Raw genomic sequence first — 19,814 nt, forward strand, 5'->3', positions numbered from 1 at the left:
AGATTGTCACTCATGCCGCAACGACTCGCTTGATATAGCCGTCCAGTTCGTCGAAGCTGTCCAGATTCAGCATCGTCCGGCAGCGGGACAGAAGATTGGTTGGCCAGACGTCTGTCGTGCCGGCCATGCGAAGGTACGCGGCCAGCGCGGTTTCGTCGGATTCCGGATCGAATCCCGTCGTCGCCTTGAACCATTCGACGTCGAACAGCGGATGCGGCGTTCTGTTCTCCCGGGATCCGTATTCGATGTAGTGCAGCAGCGGATTCACCTGGCTCTCGGCCAGATCCGGATAAACCCAGAGATAGAAGCCGGCATCGAAGAACGCGCAGGGATTGCGTCGCTCTTGCGCGCCCGCTTTGAGGAAGTGCTCGATCGGGTCCGTACCGGCTACAGCGATGTCCTCGTATTGCGACAGATACCAGTCGCGATCGAAAAGCCCGCTTTTGACGATGATTTCGTACTCGCGGCTGCCCGGCGAGCCGAAGGGTGCCTCGACCGGCACGGGTTGCTCAACGACTGCGACCTGTTCCGGCTCGGCGGGCTGCTCAACGACTGCGGCCTGTTCCGCTTCGGCAGGCATATGCGCGCCGCGCAGCCTGCGCGCCAGGTATCTCGCCGGTGCCAGCACACGCCAGCTTCGTGAGTAGCGGATCTGGTCGAAACGCGCTTGCCATGCCCGCGTTTCGTTTCTGCTGGCCGTCAATTCCGCCTCGGCGCGCGCCACGTCGGCGCGCAGCGAATCGATGATCTCATCGAGACGGCGACGATCGTCCTCGAGACGGCGGCGATCATTCTCGAGGTGACGGCGATCCTCGTCGAACTTGTTGCGCTCGGCCAGCATCTTTTCGAATTGCCCCGAGATTTCGGTCGACGCGCGCGTCAGGTCGTCGCTCGAGGCAAAGCGATTCGCCGCCGTCTGCCGTCTCAACTCCGCGAGCTCGCTCGCGATCTGCTGCACCCGTTCGTCCAGAAGCGCTACCTGTGGAAGATGCGGCGGCCGATCCACGGCGAATTCCATCACCTTCGACGAGCCGTCCTCCGATGCGCCTCGGAACGTCGACACGACTTGCGGCCATCCCGCCGCGACGAACGCGTGCCGCACCTTGGCGGCGATCTGCTCGCTGCTTCGGGCATCGAAGCAATATCGCGTCAGGAAGTAGGCGATGAACCGGTCACGTGTCTCAGCAGTAACGGCCGTTTTCCCGTCGAACACCGAGGAGACGTCCTCGATTCGGGCGATACGCTCGGCCGCCGCGTTGTAGTCGCTTTCGCCAAAAGAGAAGACGGGCTTGCCGTGTAGAAGCGCTTCGAAGCCGACACCCGAATTGCAGCAGAGCACCGACCTGGCGCCGGCCAGACACTGATGCACGGACGCTTCCGTGATCGTGACGAACGGCGCATCTCGCAGCTTCTCGAGCGCGCTCTCCATTTTCTCGTCGGTACACAACGGATGACGCTTGATGACGAGCGCCTGACGGCGCTCCTGAGCCGTGCGTACTGCCGCGTCCAGCACATCGAAATAATCCAGCCGCGACAGCTTCAGCACCGTGTCAGACGTGATCTGAAGCGGAAAAAAGACAAACCCGGAAGGCAGATTCGAGACCGAAATGCTGGGCTGTGGATACTTCGATACGTTGCGCCCGACACTTTCTTCACGCGCCTTGCGCACGATCCGCCGAGCCTCTTCGAGGTCCATCTGCTGCGCCTGCGCGTACATGTCCCCCGAATGCGCGATTTCCGACCAGCCGGAGTAGCCGCGCCGATCGAAAGAGAAGTAATACGGCAGCGGGCCTTCCTTGATGCGCCAGACATTGGGCGCATCGCCGACGGAATGGTAGGAGAACAGCACGGAATTCGTCGTGCGTGGAACGAAGTCGTCGCCAGAGCGGACGTACTTCGTGTGCACGACCGCATCGAGATCCGCAAGTATGCCGAACAGGTTTGCGACAAAGAGCCGGTGGGGCTCTCCCACGAGCGGATGCTCGCACCAGGCCGAGGGAACCTCGACCTCCACCCACGGAGAATATTGTTCGTTCATTGGCGTGCGACGTGCGAATACGGATCTTTTCTGAAGAAAGTATTGTATCCAACCGTACACGACCTCGTCTCAATAAACTCGATTCGCGCAACGCCGCCGGCTCAGGAGCCGGCGGCGGATTTTCTGCGAGCGAACAGCCGGCGGGAAATCATGCCCGCCCGTAGTGATCCTCGAATCTGACGATATCGTCCTCGCCGAGATAAGCGCCTGATTGCACTTCGATCATTTCCAGCGGCAACTTGCCGGGATTTTCGAGCCGATGCTTCTGTCCGAGCGCGATATACGTCGACTCGTTTTCCGCCAGCAGGAAGCTCTCTTCGCCGCGCGTGACGCGCGCCGTCCCGCGCACGACGATCCAGTGCTCGGAACGATGGTGATGCATCTGCAACGAAAGCCGCGCCCCTGGATTCACGACGATGCGCTTGACGTGAAAGCCCTTCCCTTCATCGATCGAATCATAGTAGCCCCACGGCCGATAAACCTTGCGGTGAAAATTAGCCTCGGTGCCCTGCTCGCTTTTGATGCGCGCCACGATCGCCTTGACGTTCTGCACGGCCGAATGTTTGGCCACGAGAATCGCATCGGGCGTCTCGACCACGATCAGATCGTCCGTTCCGACGCACGCGATGAGGCGTCCCTCCGAATGCGCCAGCGTATTCGATGCCCCTTCCAGCATGACGCGCCCGCGTGTGACGTTGCCGGCGGCGTCCTTCGGCAGGGCCTCCCAGACGGCGTCCCACGCACCTACATCGGACCAGCCCGCTTCGAGCGGCACCACGGCCGCGAGGAACCCGGAGCCCGGCTCGGTGATGCGTTCCATGACCGCGTAATCGATGGACTGCGACGGGCACGCCTTGAACGCCTCCACGCCGACACGAAGGAAGTCGACGTCGTTCGTTCTAGCGTTGAACGCATCGACACAGGCAGCGTGAATCAGCGGTTCGAATTGCTCGATGGCCCGCAGCCACACCGACGCGCGCAGCACGAACAAGCCGCTGTTCCAGAGGTATTGTTTCGAGTCGACATATTGTTGCGCCAGTTCGCGCGATGGCTTTTCGACGAACTTGTCGAGCTGATGCACGTTGCGCTCGTCCAGTTGCGGACCCACGCGCAGATAGCCATATCCGGTCTCCGCGCGCGTGGGCACGATCCCGAGCGTGACCACATGCCCTTCGCCCGCGAACCGGACGGCATCCGCGACGCGCGCCCGAAACGCGGCTTCGTCGGTCACGGCGTGATCCGCGGGCATGACGACCATGATCGCGTCGTCGCCGTTCCGCACGAGCGACAGCGCCGCGAGCGTCAACGCGGGCGCGGTGTTTCGTCCGGCAGGCTCGAGAATGATCTGCGCGGGCGCGCCGCTCTGCCGAAGTTGCTCGGCCACGTTGAACCGGTGATCTTCACCGCAGACGACGATGCCGTGCGACGCCACGGGATGGCTCGCGCTCAGGCCATCGAGACGCCGCGCGGTCGACTGGAGGAGGGAATCGTCGCCGAGCAGGCCGATGAGCTGCTTCGGATACTGTTCGCGCGACAGCGGCCACAGACGCGTGCCCGCGCCGCCCGCCAGAATGACTGCCTGTACCGGAAGACGATCGGCGTGTGCGTCTGCTTTGCCGGAGACGGAAGAGGAAATGCTCATGCTTGTTACTCGAGATGGAGGCGCGTCGGCCATGGCCGACGCAGCCAATCAAGCCGGCGAAACGGACTGGCGGAAAACCGCGGCGCGCTTCGCATCGTTTGCGTATTCGTAGAATGCGGTGCGTGTCGCAAAGGCAGGACGAACAGTCTGGAAAAAGCAGAGCATGTCGCTCATCTGCTTGTTGCGCAGCACCGCCGTAAACGCTTCGAAATCGCGTTCGCCGAATTCGGGCGATAGCAGACGCGGTCCCGACTGATGCAGCGCATCGGCGATCACGGCCGCGATTTCGACCCGCACGCGAGACAGATCTTCCTTGATCGTATTGCCCTGATGCACGCGATACACGATGTGCTCTTCATCGAGATCGAGAATCACGGAGCCGAACTCGAATGCGAACATCAGGAAGTCGAGATCGTGACAGTAGCGCAGCGGCTGGAAGCCGCCGGACGCCTCCCACAAGCGCCGCGAAAACACCATGTTGGACGTGGTGGCGACATAGTTTTCGTTCACCAGCGACAATTGCGGCAGACTGTATTTGTCGAGGAACGATTTCGAGCGCGCGAGCCAGTCCACGGCGACGCCGCCGCGCTGACGGGCGCCATCGTCGTCCATGATGCCGACGCCGCCCGCGATCAGATCCGCCGCACCGCGCTGCGCGATCAGTTCGCGGCAGCGCTCGAGCTTCTTCGGCGTGAAGAGATCGTCGGAATTGAGCACCGCGACGTACTGCGAACGGCTCACGCCGATGGCCCGGTTGATCGTGTTGTGCGCGCCGGCGTTTTCCTGCCTGAACGTGCGCGCGCGCGGCGTCTTCGCCAGCACGCGCTCGGCGATCTCGAAGCCGTTGTCGGACGAGCCGTCGTCGATCAGAACGATTTCATCCGCGGGCGAAGTCTGCTCGAGCACGCTTTCGAGCGTCGACTTGATGTACCGGCCGTGGTTGTACAGCGGCACCACGACCGAGATGGATGGCCCTTCATTCTTCTTGAGGAACTTGAACATAGAGATATCGGAACGGGCGACGCCACCCGTTCGCGTCGAAAAACTATTGGATGTCGGTATCGAAGAACGGGAAGTACCTCGACCGGTAACGCAGATCGCGGGATCTGTCCTTGATATAGCGCGCCGGATTGCCGCCGACGATCGTGTATGGCGCAACATCGCGCGTCACGACCGCGCCGGCGCCAACCACCGCGCCCTCGCCGACGGTGACGCCCGGACAGATGATCGCGCGCGCACCGATCCACGCATGATCGCCGATGACCACGGGCTTGCACAGACAGACGAAGTCCGGGTTCTGCGGATCGTGCGTCAGCGTCTGAATCAGCGTGTAGTGCGAGATGTTCACGTTATTGCCGATCTTGAGCGGGACCCGCCCGTCGAGATACGTGTAACGGTTGATCACCGTGTTCGAGCCGATCTCGATGTGATACCCGGTCACGAAGCAGCCCATCGCGATACTGGAATCGGCGCCCATGCGAACCATGCAGAACCTGCGCAGGAACCAGTGCCTGATGCCGTACGGCATCCAGTTCATGAAGAGATGATTGCCGAGATAGAAACACACGGCCGGCTTGAAGCGCCAGCGCAAGAAGCGCCATATGCGTCGAACGCGTTCCACGGCTCTTGCTGCCAGCGAAGGATTAGCGACGTTGCTCACGGACCACCTCCTCGATGACTTCTTCGTAGCGCCGCACGATGTCCGCGAAATCATAGGACGAGTAGATCTTTTCGCGTCCGCGCTTGCCACGCGAAGCCCACTCGTCGCGGTGATCCGCCATGGTTTCCATTGCCTCGACGAGGCGTGGCGTGATGCCGTAGGCGTGCGGCGTATAGGCCAATAGATCGAGTTTAACCGAGTCGAGATCGGCGGTATCGCCGTACTCGTTGGGAATCAGGATGCCGATGTCGTCATCTTCGATGACCTCGGCGGACGCGCCCGTGTCGGTGAGGATCATCGGCTTGCCGTAGAACATCGCCTCGTTCATCGCGATGCTCCAGCCTTCGATGAAGGACGGCAGCAGAAACGCGTCGGCGATGCGATGCACGTCGGCGACGTCGGCGATGTAGCCGGGCATCAGCATGTGCTGTTCCAGCCCTTCGCGCCTGATGAGATCCTTGAGCGCGTCGACGTGCGGCGCGAACACCGGGTTGCCGACGCACAGGATCTTGATGTCCTTGCGCTTGGCCACGATGCGCTTCATCGCGTCGACCATCACGTAATGGCCCTTGTGCAGGTTGTACGAAGCGACGTTCGCGAAGACGTAGTCCGTATCCGCGATACCCAGGTCCGCCCGGCGCAATGCGCCAGGCTTCTTCTCACGCGCCTCGTGCTCGCCGATGATGAGGCCGTTCGGCACGGTGATCACCTTTTCGGGCTTCACGCCGAGCCGGGCGGCCGCATAGCGCGTCGCGTTCCTCGACACGGAGATATAAAGATCGACGTACTTGTCGTTGTCGGCGAAGGCGCGGGCCTGCTCCGCCGAAAAGAACGCGTACACGTTATGGATGAAGGTGATGTTCCTGATGCCGAACTTCGCGAACAACGGATATCCGACGTACGAGAAATGCGACATCGCGAGATCCGGCCGAATCTGCGAGAGCAGTTGGCCATAGGCCTCGAGCGTGCCGCGCTCCGGCAAGCCGATCACGCGCAGACCGGCCTCCCGCGCGACGGCGCCGAGATGTCCGACCTTGCCCGGCGTAACGATCGTCACGTCGTAGCGGTCGCGATTGAACGCGATCGCCGAATCGAGCACGACTTTCTCGAGCCCGCCCTTATCGAACGACGCGAGTTCGATCAAAAGCCTGAGCTTGCCCGGATCGATGTCGGGCCGCTCGTAACTGATCGGTTGCGGCTTCGGCGCGAACAGTCGCTTTACAAGATTGAGTACGGTCATGACTTGAGGCAAAGAGACTTAGTGGGGAAGAAAACGCAGTCCGCGTTCGTCGACCGTACTGCCGAGGCCAATCGATTCGAGCAGTGTCCTGAAACACTCCGCCACGGTGCGGACCGAGAACTCCGCGAGCGCGGCATCGAATCCCGCATCGGCGATACGTCTCCAGAGTTCGCTGTCCTCATGCAGGCGCACGATCTGATCGGCCATCTCCTGCGCCGAATCGCCCTCGAGAACGTGCTCGCCCGCAACGAGCCCCATGCCTTCGCTCGCCACCTTGCTGAGCACGCATGGAACGCCGTGAAGAAGACTGGACACGACTTTTCCTTTCACGCCGGCGCCGAAACGCAGCGGCGCCACCGACAAACGCACGTGATCCAGAACCGTCGAAAGGTCCTCGACGAATCCGACGATGCGCACGCCGTCTTGCGGCGCGTCGAGTGCGGCGATGTCCGGTGTGACATTGCTGCCGACCACTTGCAGTTGCGCATCGGGCAGACGCCGGCGCACGAGCGGCCAGATCTCCTCGACGAGCCATTTGACTGCGTCGATGTTCGGCCGATGAGCGAAACCTCCCACGAAAACCACGCCTCGCCGCTGCTCGAAAGCGGTCGGCGCGCGCGTGGGCAAACGCGGAATCGGAATTCGATGGACGTTGGCTGCCGGCATGAGCCGCTTGACGATGTCCAGCTCGACGTGGCTCACCACGGTCGTCGCATCGGCGACACCGATCGCGTGCAGCTCCGCCCGGCGCACCTCGAGCGCATGGGCGAGCGCGGAAGCGGAACGCTCGAGTATCGCCGACCGCTCTTCGCGCAGGAAGTGCAGATCGACGGTGCTGAAAACGAGCTTCGCCTCCGGCGCCACGCGACGTACGGTATCGACGAGATGGCTAGCAACGCTGATTCGCTGAAGCATCACGACGCGGGCGGTCGCGGCCTCGCGCGTGACGATTTCCTGCAATGACACCATGCCGTTCGCGACCAGCACGCGGAAACCCCAACGGCGCAATGCGTCGGCGTACTCGCGCGGCTCCGATTGCTCGAACGCGGCAACGAAGCTCACCTGATAACCGAACGCCTGGAAGATCCGCATGTACCAGAAAAGGTCTGCCGATCCGGAATCCTGATCGGGCTTCGGCACGAATGCGTCGACGATCACGATCTTCGGCCTCGCCGCCAGCGGCAGAATATCGTTCGTTCCCGCATAGTTGGCGAAAACCGTATCGAATCGCTCGCGCAGGCGCCAGCGCTGATACGCGTCGTCCCAGCTGTCGCGAGCCGGTGCGGGAATGGTTGCGGATTCGCTTACGAAGGAGAACCGCGCGAACGGCTGGCAATACGTGTGGACGCCCTCGCCCGCCAGCAACAGCGCGAGTGATGCGATGCCCGCCTCGAATGGCGCGCCCTCGATCAGCTGCGCCGACAGTTTGCGCCAGAGGTCGGCGTCGAGCATCAGGATGCCCGGTGATGCCGCGGTCACGCGCGCAACCGAGGACATGCGGGAATCGTCGTTCGCGTTCGCAATCAGGCGTCCGTCCGATGAGATACCGGAACCTGCGGCGATCACATTGCCGCTCGTGCCGAGAAGCGTACCTGTGACCGCGCCCGCGTCCGGGAACCGCTCGAACAGCTCGAGCATGTCATCCAGCCAACCGGGATGAGCAGCGAGCCGGTCCGACATGAGAACCAGATACTCGCCTTGCACCGCGCCGATGGCGTCGCGAACGTTTGAAATGTAAGCGGTGGCATCGGTGGCGTCGCGTACCGGCACGCCTCGCTGCGCGGCGGCCGGCACATTGTCATCGGCGATCACGACGACCTCCGTCGCCACATTGGCGAGCGTCGCGCTCAGCGCGCGCAGGCTCGCGTCGAGCGTCGTCGAATCCTTCGAGGCGATCACCGCGATGGTGACGCGCGGACGCGCTGCCTGCCGGAACGGCACAAACGGAACGTCGCGCCAGTTCGTCGTCGGCGCAGCCGAAGCACGCGTGACTTGGGCGCCGACCGAAGGCGGCGCCGGACGACGGCCGAGCAGCACGGCGGCGCGGGCCTTGGCCGGACGCAGAATGCGCGTGCTCACGGTACGCACCGGTTTCGTGATCCGCCATGAAAAGGAGGCGCGCAGCGCGTCGATCTCGGCATGCAGCGCGCGGTTTTGCGTGCGCAACGCGTTTTCGGTGTCGGTCGGGAGCGCACCGCCGGGCGACGCGGCGGCAGAGATATCCGAGGCGCGGTCGCCGTGCGATGCGATCTTCCCGAATGCATCGGAAAGCGCGACCAGCGCCTGTTGCTGTTGTGCGAATTCCGAGTCGCGCTTCTGACGGTCTGCGGTCGCGCGCTCCAGATCCTGGTTGCGCTGGACGATCACTTCGTTGAGACGCACCGTCTCGCTCGTCAGGCGGCCGATGTCGGCATCCCGCGTCACGACCGCATCGGTGAGACGCACGGTTTCCGCTGTCAGATGGCCAATTTCGTTGGCGCGCTGCATCGTCTCGTTCGTGAGATGCGCGATCTCCGCGGCTTGCCGCGTCATCAGATCGCTGCGCGACTGGTCGTAATCGTGAAACGGCTTGCTAGCGTCAAGCTGACTTCCCTCGATCTCGGGAAGCGCGCCGTTGCTTGCAAGTGCGATGAAATAAACCGGATCGCTCGACAGATCGGACAACTCGCAAACACCGTCTTCCTTCAGCGTCCAGCATGACGGCTCGCCCAGCGAGGTGGAACCTTCGCGAACGATTACGGACCCCGCCCCGGCTTTCTGGCCGAACAACGCGACCTTGCCGAAGCCCGTCTCGAGCAGGCGCATGAACTCGGCGCGATCCAGTTCGCGGACGTGATACGCATTGGGCGATGATCCGGGCGGCGAATAGACCGGGCGATTCGGCGTCGAGACGATCAGAAGCCCCCCGGGGCGCAACACGCGCACGACTTCGCGGATGAACGCCTCCTGCTCGGCGAAGTGCTCCAGCGTTTCGAACGACGTCACGACATCTACCGACGCGTCGGGCAGCGGGATGCGCGTCGCACTGCCGGCTTCGAAGCGAAGGTTGTCGCTGACGTAGCGCGCTTGGGCGGTCCCGACAGCGCGATCGTCGATGTCCACGCCAACGACGCTCTTTGCCCCCTGCGCGAGCATCGCCGAGCCGTAGCCTTCGCCCGACGCGATATCGAGGACATCCTTGCCTTCGCAGAGCTTCAGTGCGAAAAGGTAGCGGTGATAGTGCTCGTACTGGATCGGACCCTGCACCTGAGGAACGTAGCGTTCTCCCGAAAACAGATCGTCTGCGTGCTGACTTCCGAAACGAACACGCTTGACTGGACTCGTCATAAATAATGCCCTGGCGCGGCTCTTCCGCCGCCAATGTTGAAATAAAAGCGATTGCTCGCTATGCCCATGCGGGCACTAGCCGCATTGCGCGACCCTCGGCGGAAATGCCAGTGAGAAGACCGCCCCGCCTCCCAGCGCGAGATTCGGATTGTAGAACGGGTCTTCCCGGACCTTCGACTTCCATCGCTCATGCATCCATGCCGCTTCCTTTCCGAAGCGGGCAGCGTTCGACGATGTCATGTCGCTGCCGCGCGATGCCGATTCGTGATGGTACAGTTCGGCGAACGGAACATAGAGGTTCCGATACCCCGCCGCGCCAAGCTTCAAGCAAAAATCCACATCGTTGAATGCAACGGCCAGATGCTCTTCATCGAGTCCGCCGACTTCCTCGTACAACGCTTTCCTGACGACGAGACACGCTGCCGACACGGCCGATAGCTGCTGCGCCAGGACCGCGCGGCCGAAATAGCCGCGCGCGCCACGCGGCAGCATATGGTGCAGGTGTCCGGCCACGTCGCCGATGCCCAGTAACACGCCACCGTGCTGCAGACGGTCGTTCGGATACCAGAGGGCGGCCCCGACCGCGCCCGACTGCGGCAGCGCCGCGTAGCCCACGAGCGTTTGGAGCCAGTCCGGCGAAATCACTTCGATGTCGTTATTGAGCAGGCACAGGATCGAGCCCCGCGCACGCGCGACGGCCTGATTGTTCAACGCCGAATAGTTGAACGGCGCGTCGATGCGCAAGACGTTGATCTCGGGACGCCGCTCATAACGCGCGAGCAAGTCGAGCGCTCGCTTCTCGCGAGAGCCGTTGTCCACGATGATGATTTCGTACGCGTCGTAGCGGGTACGCGTCGTTATGCTCTCGATGCAGCGCTCGAGCAACTCGGCGCGATCCCGCGTCGGAATGATGATGGAGACCAACGGCGCCGGCTGCGGGACCGCGAAAGTCACGCGCAACATCGTAGAGTCGGGGGACAACTGCCGGACGTCGGCCTCGAACCCGGTGCGGACCAGATGTTCCGCGACCGACCGCACGGACGCCTCCCTCGCATACGGTTTGACGTCAACGCGCGCCGACGTGCTCTCGGCCGTCATCCGCCAGTGGTACAGAACGTGGGGCACATGGATTACAGCGCCGTCGCCCGCGCGCTCGACGCACCGCAACACGAGATCGTGATCCTGGCTGCCTTCGAACCCCGGCCGGAATCCGCCCACTTCCCGCACCAGGTTCGTCTCGAACACACCGAGATGCGAGAACATGTTCTGACCGAGCATCAGCGCCGGATTCCAGTCCGACTTGAAATATGGCTCGACACGCAGGCCGTTCGGCGCCAGCTTGTCCTCGTCGCTGTACAGCATCCGGGCCGTCGGATTTCGCTCCAGGTACATGGCGACCATGCAGAGCGCATGCTCCGGCAAAACATCGTCGTGATCGAGCAGCGCGACGAACTCCCCCGTCGCCATGCTGAGGGCGTCATTGCTCGCGGCGCAGATATGGCCGTTGGACGCGCGGCGCATCACCTTGATGCGCGCGTCGCCACTTGCGTACTCGCGCAGAACGGCGCTCACGTGCGGCGCGGTCGAGGCATCGTCGGCGATGCAGAGTTCCCAGTGCGGATAGATCTGCGCACGCACCGACTCGATCATTTGCCGGAGGTATGTTTCAGGCGTATTGAATACCGGCACGAGAACCGAAATGACGGGCCGCCGGTGCAATGCGCGAACCGCTTCGCCGAGGGCCTCGCGCTTGGCATCGTCGAGTGTGTCGTAGCGTTCGACCCATGCGCGATAGTCGGTGGTGTCGTCGCGCGCCGCCCGATTGCGCAATCCCGCGAGACCTTCCCGGCGCCACACCGCCCAGCCGGCGCGCAGCGCCGGTATCACGCCGCCACGCAACGTGATGGCATGCTGCAACGCGCGCAGCGATCTTTGCGGTATTTGCACGAGGGCGGTAGTCCGCATGGGTTCAGACCTGCGCTTCGTACGCCGAAACCACTTCTTCGGTCGGACCGAAGGCGCGCACGCGCCCGTGGTCCATCCACAGCACCTTGTTGCACATGCGGCGGATCTCGGCGTTCGCGTGCATCGCCAGCACCACGATCTCCGAGCGGTGATGCAGGTCCTGCAGACGCGCCTTGGCCTTGTTCATGAACGACGCATCGCCGACGCCCATGACTTCGTCGAGCAAGAGGATGTCGGCATCGACGGCAGTCGAGACCGCGAACGCGAGACGCACGCGCATGCCGCTGGAATACGTGCGTAGCGGAAGATCGAGATAGTCGCCAAGTTCGCAGAAATCCGCGATCTCCTGCTGTTTGGCCTGAATCTCGCTATCGCTCATGCCGAGCAGCAGCCCGCGCAAACGAATGTTCTGAAGACCGGTCGAGTTGTCGTCCATGCCGAGGCTGATGTCCAGCAGCGGAACGATCTTGCCCTCGCACGACATCGTCCCGCTGGTCGGCGCATAGATGCCCGCCATGATGCGAAGCAGCGTGGACTTGCCCGCGCCGTTGTGGCCGATCAGGCCGATACGGTCGCCGCTTTCGAGCCGCAGGTCGATGTTGTCGAGCGCGCGCACCACGATCACGCCGTCGTTGTCCTCGGCGATGGCGTTGCGTCGGCCCATGCGCATCACCTTCTTCTTCAGGGAGCGCCCTTGTACATCGTAAATGGGCAAATCGAGCGTTGCGCCCTTGAGTTCTATGAACGCCATGATGTTTCTCTCAAATCCAGTACGGGATGCGCTTCAGATAGCGGCTCGTCAATGTCAGTGCGATCAGCCAGCCGACCACAGCCATGCCGACGCACACGCCCCAGGTCAGCAGGCTCGGCACCTCTCCGATGAGCGGCTCGCGCACCAGGCTGAGAAGATGGGCGAGCGGATTCCAGTCGACGATGAACGAAAAGCGCGTCAGCGAATTCGGGCGATACAGCACGGGTGTGACATAGAAGGCGATCTGGATCAGCGCCTGAATGATCTGCGGCAAATCACGGAAGCGCGCCGACAGGAGCGACGCCACCATGGCGATCCACATTGCGTTCAGCACGTAGATCGCGAGCGCGGGAATGAAGATCGGGAGCGTTTCCCAGCTCTTCACGCCGTACACCGCGAGCAGGACCACGACGATCACGAAATTGTGCGTGAGGATCACCAGGTTTCGCCACACGACCTGCAAGATGAAGATGAGCTTCGGCGTCGAGGCCTGTCTGATGTACGTTCCGCTTACGATGTAGGCATTGCTGCCCTCGGACACCGTGCTGGAAAGCATCGTCCACATGACGAGGCTGATCGACAGAAACGGCAGATAGTCGCTCATCTTCTGACCGAACAGCGCGCCGTAGACGACGCCGATGGAACCGATCATCACGCCCATGCTGATGGTCAGCCAGAACGGGCCCAGTCGCGAGCGGGCGTAGCGCTGCCTGACCTCGAGCCAGCCCAGCAGAGTCCAGAGCCGCCATGAAGCGATGCTTCGTTTCAAATCGACAAGTGCGAGATTAAGCATTGAGTATTGAAAGAATGACAGTAGTTGCCGTTTTCGACGGCTCGAAGAGCTTGCAAAGAACCTTCAGCGCTCGCGCAATGCGCCCATCCGGCCGGTCAGCCCGTGCCAGATGCCCAGCACGGCCATGCGCAGATGGTGAGCGCGCGGGCGCATGAACAGCCCATAAATTGCCAGACGCACGGGAAACTTCACGAGTTCCGTGGACTTCCAGCTCCACGGAATATAGCTTCGCCGGATCAGCGCTACGGCATTACGAAACAAATAGTAGTGCCGCAACGGACTGTGACTCGGGTAGGCCCGTCCGAAGATGACGACCGGCTCGCCACCCAGCGAATGCTGCAGACGCAACGCCGGTGCGCCGAGCACGGCGTATCCCTTGGCTCGAGCGCGAATGCACCACTCAAGATCGACGAAGTCGATGAACAGCTCGTCCTCCATCGGGCCGATATCGCCCCACGCCGCCAGGTTGATGCACGAGCCCGATGTGATCAGAAAATCCACGTCGATCGGCTGCGTGCCGACGGGCGCGACGCGTTGCAGCTTCCAGTACCCGAAGCGCACAAACGGTGCGACTCCTCCGAGCCGCGCGTCCTCATACGCGGGGCCGATCAGCGCGACGCGCCCGCCCCGCTCCAGTTCTTCGTCGAGCGCGCGAGGCAGCGCCGCGAGCAGGTGTTCCGAAGGCTCGCTGTCCTGGTCGAACAGGAGCGCGCTCGAGCATCCCATGCCGATCAGCACGTCGACGCCCTGATTGAGCGCTGTCGCGATGCCCAGATTCGCGCCATTCGCGACATGCACGATCCGGGAATCCAGACCGAGTGCCTCCGCCGGGGTCGCGTTTTCCGTGTTGTCGACCACGACGCACGGCGCGAATCGGGCGAATCGATTCGCACGCTTCACGCAGTCGCCGTCGGGCCGATAGAAGACGACGACGATACCCGTACGCCGTTCGCCGTTATTCACGTCGATCCACGATTCGGATTCGGAACGCTGCGACGCCATTGCGCGCGCAACCCTCTGCCGCTCGACCGCTCACACTCATGACGCGCCGCCCGCCATGCACAAGCGCAGCGCTTCGTCCCACGCGGGCAAGATCAGACCGAAGCGCTCGGCGAGCTTGTCATGCGACATGCGTGAGTTTGCGGGACGCTTCGCGGGCACCGGATAATCCGCGGCGGGGATGGGCAGCACCTTCGGCGCCCCCTCGCCCATTGCGACCGCGAAGATCGCCTGCGCGAACCCGTGCCACGAGGTCGCCCCGGAGGCCGTGAGGTGATAAATGCCCGAATGCTTCGACCACCAGTCGGCGGTATCGGCGGCGATGCTTTGCGCGAGCACGTGAGCCGTGGCTGCCGCGATCGTGTTGGACCAGGTCGGCGCGCCGATTTGATCCGCGACCACGCTCAGTTGATCGCGCTCGGCGCCGAGCCGCAGCATCGTCAGGAGAAAATTCTTCCCGCGCGTGCCGTACACCCAACTCGTGCGGAAGATCAGATGGTCGCAACCCGAAGCCGCGATCGCCCGCTCGCCCGCCAGCTTGCTCTTGCCGTAGACGTTCTGCGGGTTCACCGCGTCGTCTTCGACATAGACGCCGTCCTTCGTGCCGTCGAACACGTAATCGGTCGAATAGTGAACCAGCGCGGCCGACAGACGCTTCGCCTCTTCGGCGAGGACGCCGGGCGCTTCGCCATTCGCGCGCATCGCCGCTTCCGCATCGCTTTCCGCCTTGTCGACCGCGGTGTAAGCGGCCGGATTTACGATCAACGACGGCTTCACTTCGCGAACCACCTTCCGGATTGCGTCGAGATCGCCGAGGTCGAGCTTGTTGCGGTCGAGCGCGACGACCCTGCCGAGTCCCTGCAAAGTGCGCGCGAGCTCGAAGCCAACCTGACCATTCACGCCAGTCAGCAGGATCGTTCGCTGAGAATCTTGAGTCATCGCGTCGCTCACTCGAAACACTCGGCTTCGCCCAGACGCTTCCCCGCCGCGTCCTTCGCCGCGAGCATCGGCTCGAAATCGATCGGCCATTCGATGCCGATCTCCTTGTCGTTCCACACGATGCTGCGTTCGAACTCGGGAAACCAGTAGTCCGTCGTCTTGTAGAGGAACTGCGCCGCATCCGACAGCACGACGAAACCGTGCGCAAACCCCGGCGGCACCCACAATTGCCGATGATTCTCCGCCGACAGATTCACGCCCACCCACTTGCCAAAGTTCGGCGAACTCTTGCGGACGTCGACGGCGACATCGAACACTTCGCCTTCCACCACGCGCACGAGTTTGCCCTGCGCGTGCTGAATCTGATAATGCAGACCGCGCAGCACGCCCTTCGCCGAGCGCGAGTGGTTGTCCTGCACGAATTCGACGCCCGCCTCGACGTGCTCGGCAAACTCGCGAGCGTTGAAGCTTTCATAGAAATACCCGCGCGCATCGCCGAACACCTTCGGCTCGATGATCTTGACTTCGGGCAACGCTGTAGCGGTTACTTGGATGGCCATGCGACTTGGTCCTTCGGAAGATTGAGCAGATATTGACCGTAGGCGTTCTTCGAAAGCGGCTTCGCGAGTTCGAGCAGTTGCTCGTCGCCGATCCACTTCTTGCGATACGCGATTTCCTCGGGACACGCCACCACCAGCCCCTGACGCTTCTGCAACGTCGCGATGAACGTGGCCGCGTCGATCAGCGAATCGTGCGTACCGGTGTCGAGCCACGCATAGCCACGCCCCATGATTTCGACATTGAGCCGCTTCTCCGCCAGATAGCGAGAGTTCACATCCGTAATTTCGAGTTCGCCGCGCGGGGACGGTTTGATATCCGCCGCGATGTCGCACACCTGATTGTCGTAGAAGTAAAGACCCGTCACCGCGTAGTTCGAGCGGGGCTTCGCGGGCTTTTCTTCGATCGACAGCGCTCTGAATTGCTGATCGAACTCGACCACGCCATAACGCTCGGGATCCTGCACGTGATAGGCGAACACCGTTGCGCCATCGGTACGGGCACTGGCCGCGTCCAACTGCTTGACGAGATCGTGTCCGTAGAAGATGTTGTCGCCGAGAATCAGCGCCGACGGATCATTGCCAACGAATTCCCGCCCGATGATGAACGCCTGCGCAAGCCCGTCCGGCGACGGCTGCACCGCGTACTGAATGTTCATGCCCCACTGGCTGCCGTCGCCGAGCATCGACTCGAAGCGCGGCGTGTCTTGCGGCGTCGAGATGATAAGCACATCGCGGATGCCGGCGATCATCAGCGTCGACAGCGGGTAGTAGATCATCGGCTTGTCGTAGACCGGCAGAAGCTGCTTCGACACCGCGTGCGTGATCGGGTAGAGCCGCGTGCCGGACCCGCCGGCCAGAATAATGCCCTTGCGCGCCATGATTCAGCCCCTCACGCGCGCTGCGCGTAGTTCGTCTCGACCCATTTCCGGTAGTCGCCGGAAGCCACTTCGTCGGCCCACGCCTGGTTGTCCAGATACCACTGAACCGTCTTCGCAAGACCCGTCTCGAAGGTCTCCGCAGGCTTCCAGCCGAGTTCGCGCTCGAGCTTGCGCGCGTCGATGGCATAGCGGCGGTCGTGGCCCGGACGGTCCTTTACATATGTGATCTGATCGCGATACGAACCGCTCGACTTCGGCTTCGCGCGGTCGAGCAAGTCACACAGCGTGTGCACGACTTCGAGATTCTTTTTCTCGTTCCAGCCGCCGACGTTATACGTCTCGCCGGGCACGCCGCGTGCGAGCACCTCACGGATCGCGGAGCAGTGATCGCCCACGTACAGCCAATCGCGCACGTTCTGGCCATCGCCGTAGACCGGCAGCGGCTTGCCGCCGAGCGCGTTGGCGATCATCAGCGGAATCAGCTTTTCAGGGAATTGATACGGACCATAATTGTTCGAGCAATTCGTGGTCAGGACCGGCAGTCCGTACGTGTGGTGATACGCGCGAACGAGATGGTCGGAGCCGGCCTTGGTCGCGGAATACGGGCTGTTCGGCGCGTACGGCGTGGTCTCGGAGAACTGCGGATCGGTGGCCGAAAGCGAGCCGTACACTTCGTCGGTCGATACGTGCAGGAAGCGGAACGCCTGCTTCTCGTCTTCGGGCAGCTTGCTCCAGTACATCCGCGCGGCTTCGAGCAGCGTGAACGTGCCGACGACGTTCGTCTGCACGAAATCGGCCGGGCCGTGGATCGAGCGATCGACGTGGCTCTCGGCGGCGAAGTGCAGAATGGCGCGCGGCTTGTGCTTGGCCAGCAGCGCATCGATCGCGGCGCGGTCGCAAATATCGGCGCGCTCGAAGATGTGGCGGGGATCGTCCTTCAGAGACTTGAGCGTTCCCAGATTGCCCGCATAAGTCAGCTTGTCGACGTTGAGCACGGGTTCGTCCGAACCATTGAGCCAATCCAGCACAAAATTGGCGCCGATGAAACCGGCGCCGCCCGTCACGAGAATCATACGTGGCCCTCTTTATAGCTTTCCGTCAGGTGATTACGCCGCGCGAAAGCTTGAATATGCGAAAAAATTGCGACAGTTGCGGCGGATGAAAGCAGAATCGGAAGATATGACCGATTTTCGTGCATTCCCGCCCCAGTTTGGTCAACCCTGAATTATAAGGCTCCGCCATTCGAAAACTAGACGGATAACAACTTGATACAGCTCGCGATTTATGGTTGCACAGGTGGCAGCAGGTAATGCCAGCCTGTGCATCCGTCGGATGAAGACACAGTGTTTGCCCGCTGTTCCATAATCTTCGCTCACCCGGATTTCCTCTTAGAAGCCTGACAACAAGTCTCCCAGATGACCATCGCCACCTCTCCCGCTCCCCTCGTCTTCGGCGATCTCCAGGGCTGCTGCGATCCCTTCCAGCGCCTCCTCAAAAAAGCCGCGCCATCACCCGACACACCGCTCTGGTTCGCGGGCGATCTCATCAACCGTGGTCCGAAGTCCTTGCAGACCTTGCGCGAGATCATCGCGCTCGGCTCGCGCGCAACCGTCGTGCTCGGCAATCACGATCTGAACCTGCTGTCCGTCGCCGCTGGCCTGCGCAAACCGAAAAAAGGCGACACGCTCGATGAAATCCTCGAAGCGCCCGACGCCGCCGATCTCATCGAGTGGGTGCGTCACAAGCCGGTCGCGCACTTCGAAAACAATGTGCTGATGGTTCACGCGGGCGTGTTGCCGCAATGGGACGCGACGATGACGATGGAACTCGCGCACGAGCTCGAGCAAGCGCTGCGCGCACCGAACTGGAAGGAAACGCTCGCGTCGCTCTACGGCAACGAGCCGCATCGCTGGGACGATTCACTGAAAGGCGCCGACCGGCTGCGCGTGATCTATAACGCGTTGTCGCGCATCCGCTTCTGCACACCCGAAGGCGCGATGGAGTTCGCCAACAACGGCGGCCCCGACGCGGCGCCGCCCGGCTACATGCCGTGGTTCGACGTGCCGGACCGCCGCACGCAGGACGTGACGATCGTCTTCGGCCACTGGGCCGCGCTCGGTCTCATGATCCGCGACGACGTTCTCTGCCTCGATTCGGGCTGCGTGTGGGGCAACAAGCTGTCGGCGGTGCGCCTGACGGCCGATCCCGCAGAGCGCGTCGTCACGCAGGTGAGCTGCTCGATGAAGAAGTGAGCGGCACTTCCGTCATCGCATCGGCGACGGCGGGCAGGCCACGCATCCGCTGAAGTGCGGCGTCGACGGAAGCCTGCGCCTCGCTCGCGAGCAACCGCCGGTCCGCGCCCGGTGCGAGCGGATCGCACACGTAAAGATGCGCGGTGAGCGGCCGCGCGCGCAAGAGCGCATCGAGCGAATCGTTGAGCGACATATCGCCGATATACGCCGGCGCGGTCGATTGCCTTCCTTGCGCATCCTCGTACATCAGGCAGATCGGCTGCACCGGGCACGACGCCGACACCGCCGCCTGAAACATGTTCGCGTGAAAGGGCAGCAGCGCTTGCCCGTCCGAGGTCGTGCCTTCCGGAAAGACGCACATCTTTTCGCCAGCAAGCAGACGATCCGCGAGCTCGTGCATGATGCGCTTCGCGTCGCTGCGCTTCTCGCGCTGCACGAACACCGTATCCAGTTGATGCGCAAGCCAGCCGACCACCGGCCATTTGCGGATCTCCGCCTTCGACACGAACGGCGTCGGACGCCACGCGTTGATGACGTAGATATCGATCCACGAGATGTGATTGCCGACGACGAGCACGCCGCTATCGAGCCGCGCCTCGTCGTTATGCACGACGAGCTTCATCCCCGAAAGCCGCAGCATTTCGAGCGACCACAGTCGGTTCATCTCGGCGCGTTCGGCCGCCGACGCGCGGGCAAAGCGCGTCGCGACGATCCACATGCCGTACAACAGATGCGCGACGAGCCGAAGCTTGCGCCATGCGAAGCGCATG

At 62.5% G+C, this 19,814-nt stretch carries 16 protein-coding genes; 1 reads left to right on the forward strand and 15 read right to left on the reverse strand.

Features of this window, described 5'->3' with window-relative positions; genetic code table 11:
• Positions 1–10 precede the first annotated feature (10 nt).
• The 14 genes from QCE49_RS10220 to rfbB all read right to left on the reverse strand — a co-directional run bounded on the left by QCE49_RS10220 (position 11) and on the right by rfbB (position 17,865).
• Positions 11–2,038, reverse strand: coding sequence for a hypothetical protein (locus tag QCE49_RS10220; RefSeq protein ID WP_250457471.1), 2,028 nt, complete (start codon positions 2,036–2,038; stop codon positions 11–13).
• Positions 2,039–2,186: 148 nt separating this feature from the next.
• Complete coding sequence (locus QCE49_RS10225; protein ID WP_250435048.1) at positions 2,187–3,680, reverse strand: mannose-1-phosphate guanylyltransferase/mannose-6-phosphate isomerase; 1,494 nt, start codon at positions 3,678–3,680, stop codon at positions 2,187–2,189.
• 48 nt (positions 3,681–3,728) lie between these two features.
• Positions 3,729–4,682 carry a glycosyltransferase family 2 protein gene (locus tag QCE49_RS10230; RefSeq protein WP_250457470.1) on the reverse strand — a complete coding sequence of 318 codons (954 nt, stop codon included), beginning with the start codon at positions 4,680–4,682 and terminating at the stop codon, positions 3,729–3,731.
• 43 nt (positions 4,683–4,725) lie between these two features.
• Positions 4,726–5,340 carry an acyltransferase gene (locus QCE49_RS10235; protein WP_250435050.1) on the reverse strand — a complete coding sequence of 205 codons (615 nt, stop codon included), beginning with the start codon at positions 5,338–5,340 and terminating at the stop codon, positions 4,726–4,728.
• Positions 5,324–6,580 carry a glycosyltransferase gene (locus QCE49_RS10240; protein WP_250457469.1) on the reverse strand — a complete coding sequence of 419 codons (1,257 nt, stop codon included), beginning with the start codon at positions 6,578–6,580 and terminating at the stop codon, positions 5,324–5,326. Before QCE49_RS10240 ends, QCE49_RS10235 begins: the two co-directional genes overlap by 17 nt.
• Positions 6,581–6,598: 18 nt before the next feature.
• Complete coding sequence (locus QCE49_RS10245; RefSeq protein WP_250457468.1) at positions 6,599–9,826, reverse strand: methyltransferase domain-containing protein; 3,228 nt, start codon at positions 9,824–9,826, stop codon at positions 6,599–6,601.
• A 156-nt stretch (positions 9,827–9,982) separates the two neighbouring features.
• The gene (locus QCE49_RS10250; protein WP_309805934.1) at positions 9,983–11,806 is read right to left on the reverse strand and encodes a glycosyltransferase family 2 protein; all 1,824 of its coding nucleotides are present in this window, start codon (positions 11,804–11,806) and stop codon (positions 9,983–9,985) included.
• Between the two features lie 70 nt (positions 11,807–11,876).
• Positions 11,877–12,623, reverse strand: coding sequence for an ABC transporter ATP-binding protein (locus QCE49_RS10255; RefSeq protein ID WP_284502450.1), 747 nt, complete (start codon positions 12,621–12,623; stop codon positions 11,877–11,879).
• Positions 12,624–12,633: 10 nt separating this feature from the next.
• Positions 12,634–13,416 carry an ABC transporter permease gene (locus QCE49_RS10260; protein ID WP_250435055.1) on the reverse strand — a complete coding sequence of 261 codons (783 nt, stop codon included), beginning with the start codon at positions 13,414–13,416 and terminating at the stop codon, positions 12,634–12,636.
• 63 nt (positions 13,417–13,479) lie between these two features.
• A complete protein-coding gene (locus QCE49_RS10265) occupies positions 13,480–14,418 on the reverse strand; it encodes a glycosyltransferase family 2 protein (protein ID WP_250435056.1) in 939 nt (312 codons plus the stop codon).
• 36 nt (positions 14,419–14,454) lie between these two features.
• Positions 14,455–15,354 carry a dTDP-4-dehydrorhamnose reductase gene (rfbD, locus tag QCE49_RS10270; protein ID WP_250435057.1) on the reverse strand — a complete coding sequence of 300 codons (900 nt, stop codon included), beginning with the start codon at positions 15,352–15,354 and terminating at the stop codon, positions 14,455–14,457.
• 8 nt (positions 15,355–15,362) lie between these two features.
• Positions 15,363–15,914 carry a dTDP-4-dehydrorhamnose 3,5-epimerase gene (gene rfbC, locus QCE49_RS10275; protein ID WP_250435058.1) on the reverse strand — a complete coding sequence of 184 codons (552 nt, stop codon included), beginning with the start codon at positions 15,912–15,914 and terminating at the stop codon, positions 15,363–15,365.
• Complete coding sequence (rfbA, locus tag QCE49_RS10280) at positions 15,899–16,792, reverse strand: glucose-1-phosphate thymidylyltransferase RfbA (RefSeq protein ID WP_250435059.1); 894 nt, start codon at positions 16,790–16,792, stop codon at positions 15,899–15,901. The genes rfbC and rfbA overlap by 16 nt, the downstream gene beginning before the upstream one ends.
• A gap of 11 nt (positions 16,793–16,803) precedes the next feature.
• Positions 16,804–17,865 carry a dTDP-glucose 4,6-dehydratase gene (rfbB, locus tag QCE49_RS10285; RefSeq protein WP_250440132.1) on the reverse strand — a complete coding sequence of 354 codons (1,062 nt, stop codon included), beginning with the start codon at positions 17,863–17,865 and terminating at the stop codon, positions 16,804–16,806.
• 342 nt (positions 17,866–18,207) lie between these two features.
• Between rfbB and QCE49_RS10290 the strand changes: the two genes are divergently transcribed.
• The gene (locus QCE49_RS10290; protein WP_250457466.1) at positions 18,208–19,044 is read left to right on the forward strand and encodes a symmetrical bis(5'-nucleosyl)-tetraphosphatase; all 837 of its coding nucleotides are present in this window, start codon (positions 18,208–18,210) and stop codon (positions 19,042–19,044) included.
• Here the strand turns inward: QCE49_RS10290 and QCE49_RS10295 are convergent.
• Positions 19,013–19,813 carry a 1-acyl-sn-glycerol-3-phosphate acyltransferase gene (locus tag QCE49_RS10295; protein WP_239295075.1) on the reverse strand — a complete coding sequence of 267 codons (801 nt, stop codon included), beginning with the start codon at positions 19,811–19,813 and terminating at the stop codon, positions 19,013–19,015. The two genes, QCE49_RS10290 and QCE49_RS10295, sit on opposite strands and share 32 nt — an antisense overlap.
• Position 19,814: the final 1 nt, after the last annotated feature.

It is taken from the genome of Caballeronia sp. LZ008 (genome assembly GCF_031451435.1).
Taxonomy (GTDB): Bacteria; Pseudomonadota; Gammaproteobacteria; order Burkholderiales; family Burkholderiaceae; genus Caballeronia; species Caballeronia zhejiangensis.

Bases quoted from the DNA above. Each gene is read 5' to 3' on its own strand.
- QCE49_RS10295 (WP_239295075.1), bottom strand. From the start codon at position 19,813: ATGCGCTTCGCATGGCGCAAGCTTCGGCTCGTCGCGCATCTGTTGTAC.
- QCE49_RS10255 (WP_284502450.1), bottom strand. From the start codon at position 12,623: ATGGCGTTCATAGAACTCAAGGGCGCAACGCTCGATTTGCCCATTTAC.
- QCE49_RS10265 (WP_250435056.1), bottom strand. From the start codon at position 14,418: ATGGCGTCGCAGCGTTCCGAATCCGAATCGTGGATCGACGTGAATAAC.
- rfbD (WP_250435057.1), bottom strand. From the start codon at position 15,354: ATGACTCAAGATTCTCAGCGAACGATCCTGCTGACTGGCGTGAATGGT.
- QCE49_RS10220 (WP_250457471.1), bottom strand. From the start codon at position 2,038: ATGAACGAACAATATTCTCCGTGGGTGGAGGTCGAGGTTCCCTCGGCC.
- QCE49_RS10290 (WP_250457466.1), top strand. From the start codon at position 18,208: ATGACCATCGCCACCTCTCCCGCTCCCCTCGTCTTCGGCGATCTCCAG.
- QCE49_RS10230 (WP_250457470.1), bottom strand. From the start codon at position 4,682: ATGTTCAAGTTCCTCAAGAAGAATGAAGGGCCATCCATCTCGGTCGTG.
- rfbC (WP_250435058.1), bottom strand. From the start codon at position 15,914: ATGGCCATCCAAGTAACCGCTACAGCGTTGCCCGAAGTCAAGATCATC.
- QCE49_RS10240 (WP_250457469.1), bottom strand. From the start codon at position 6,580: ATGACCGTACTCAATCTTGTAAAGCGACTGTTCGCGCCGAAGCCGCAA.
- rfbA (WP_250435059.1), bottom strand. From the start codon at position 16,792: ATGGCGCGCAAGGGCATTATTCTGGCCGGCGGGTCCGGCACGCGGCTC.
- QCE49_RS10225 (WP_250435048.1), bottom strand. From the start codon at position 3,680: ATGAGCATTTCCTCTTCCGTCTCCGGCAAAGCAGACGCACACGCCGAT.
- QCE49_RS10260 (WP_250435055.1), bottom strand. From the start codon at position 13,416: ATGCTTAATCTCGCACTTGTCGATTTGAAACGAAGCATCGCTTCATGG.
- rfbB (WP_250440132.1), bottom strand. From the start codon at position 17,865: ATGATTCTCGTGACGGGCGGCGCCGGTTTCATCGGCGCCAATTTTGTG.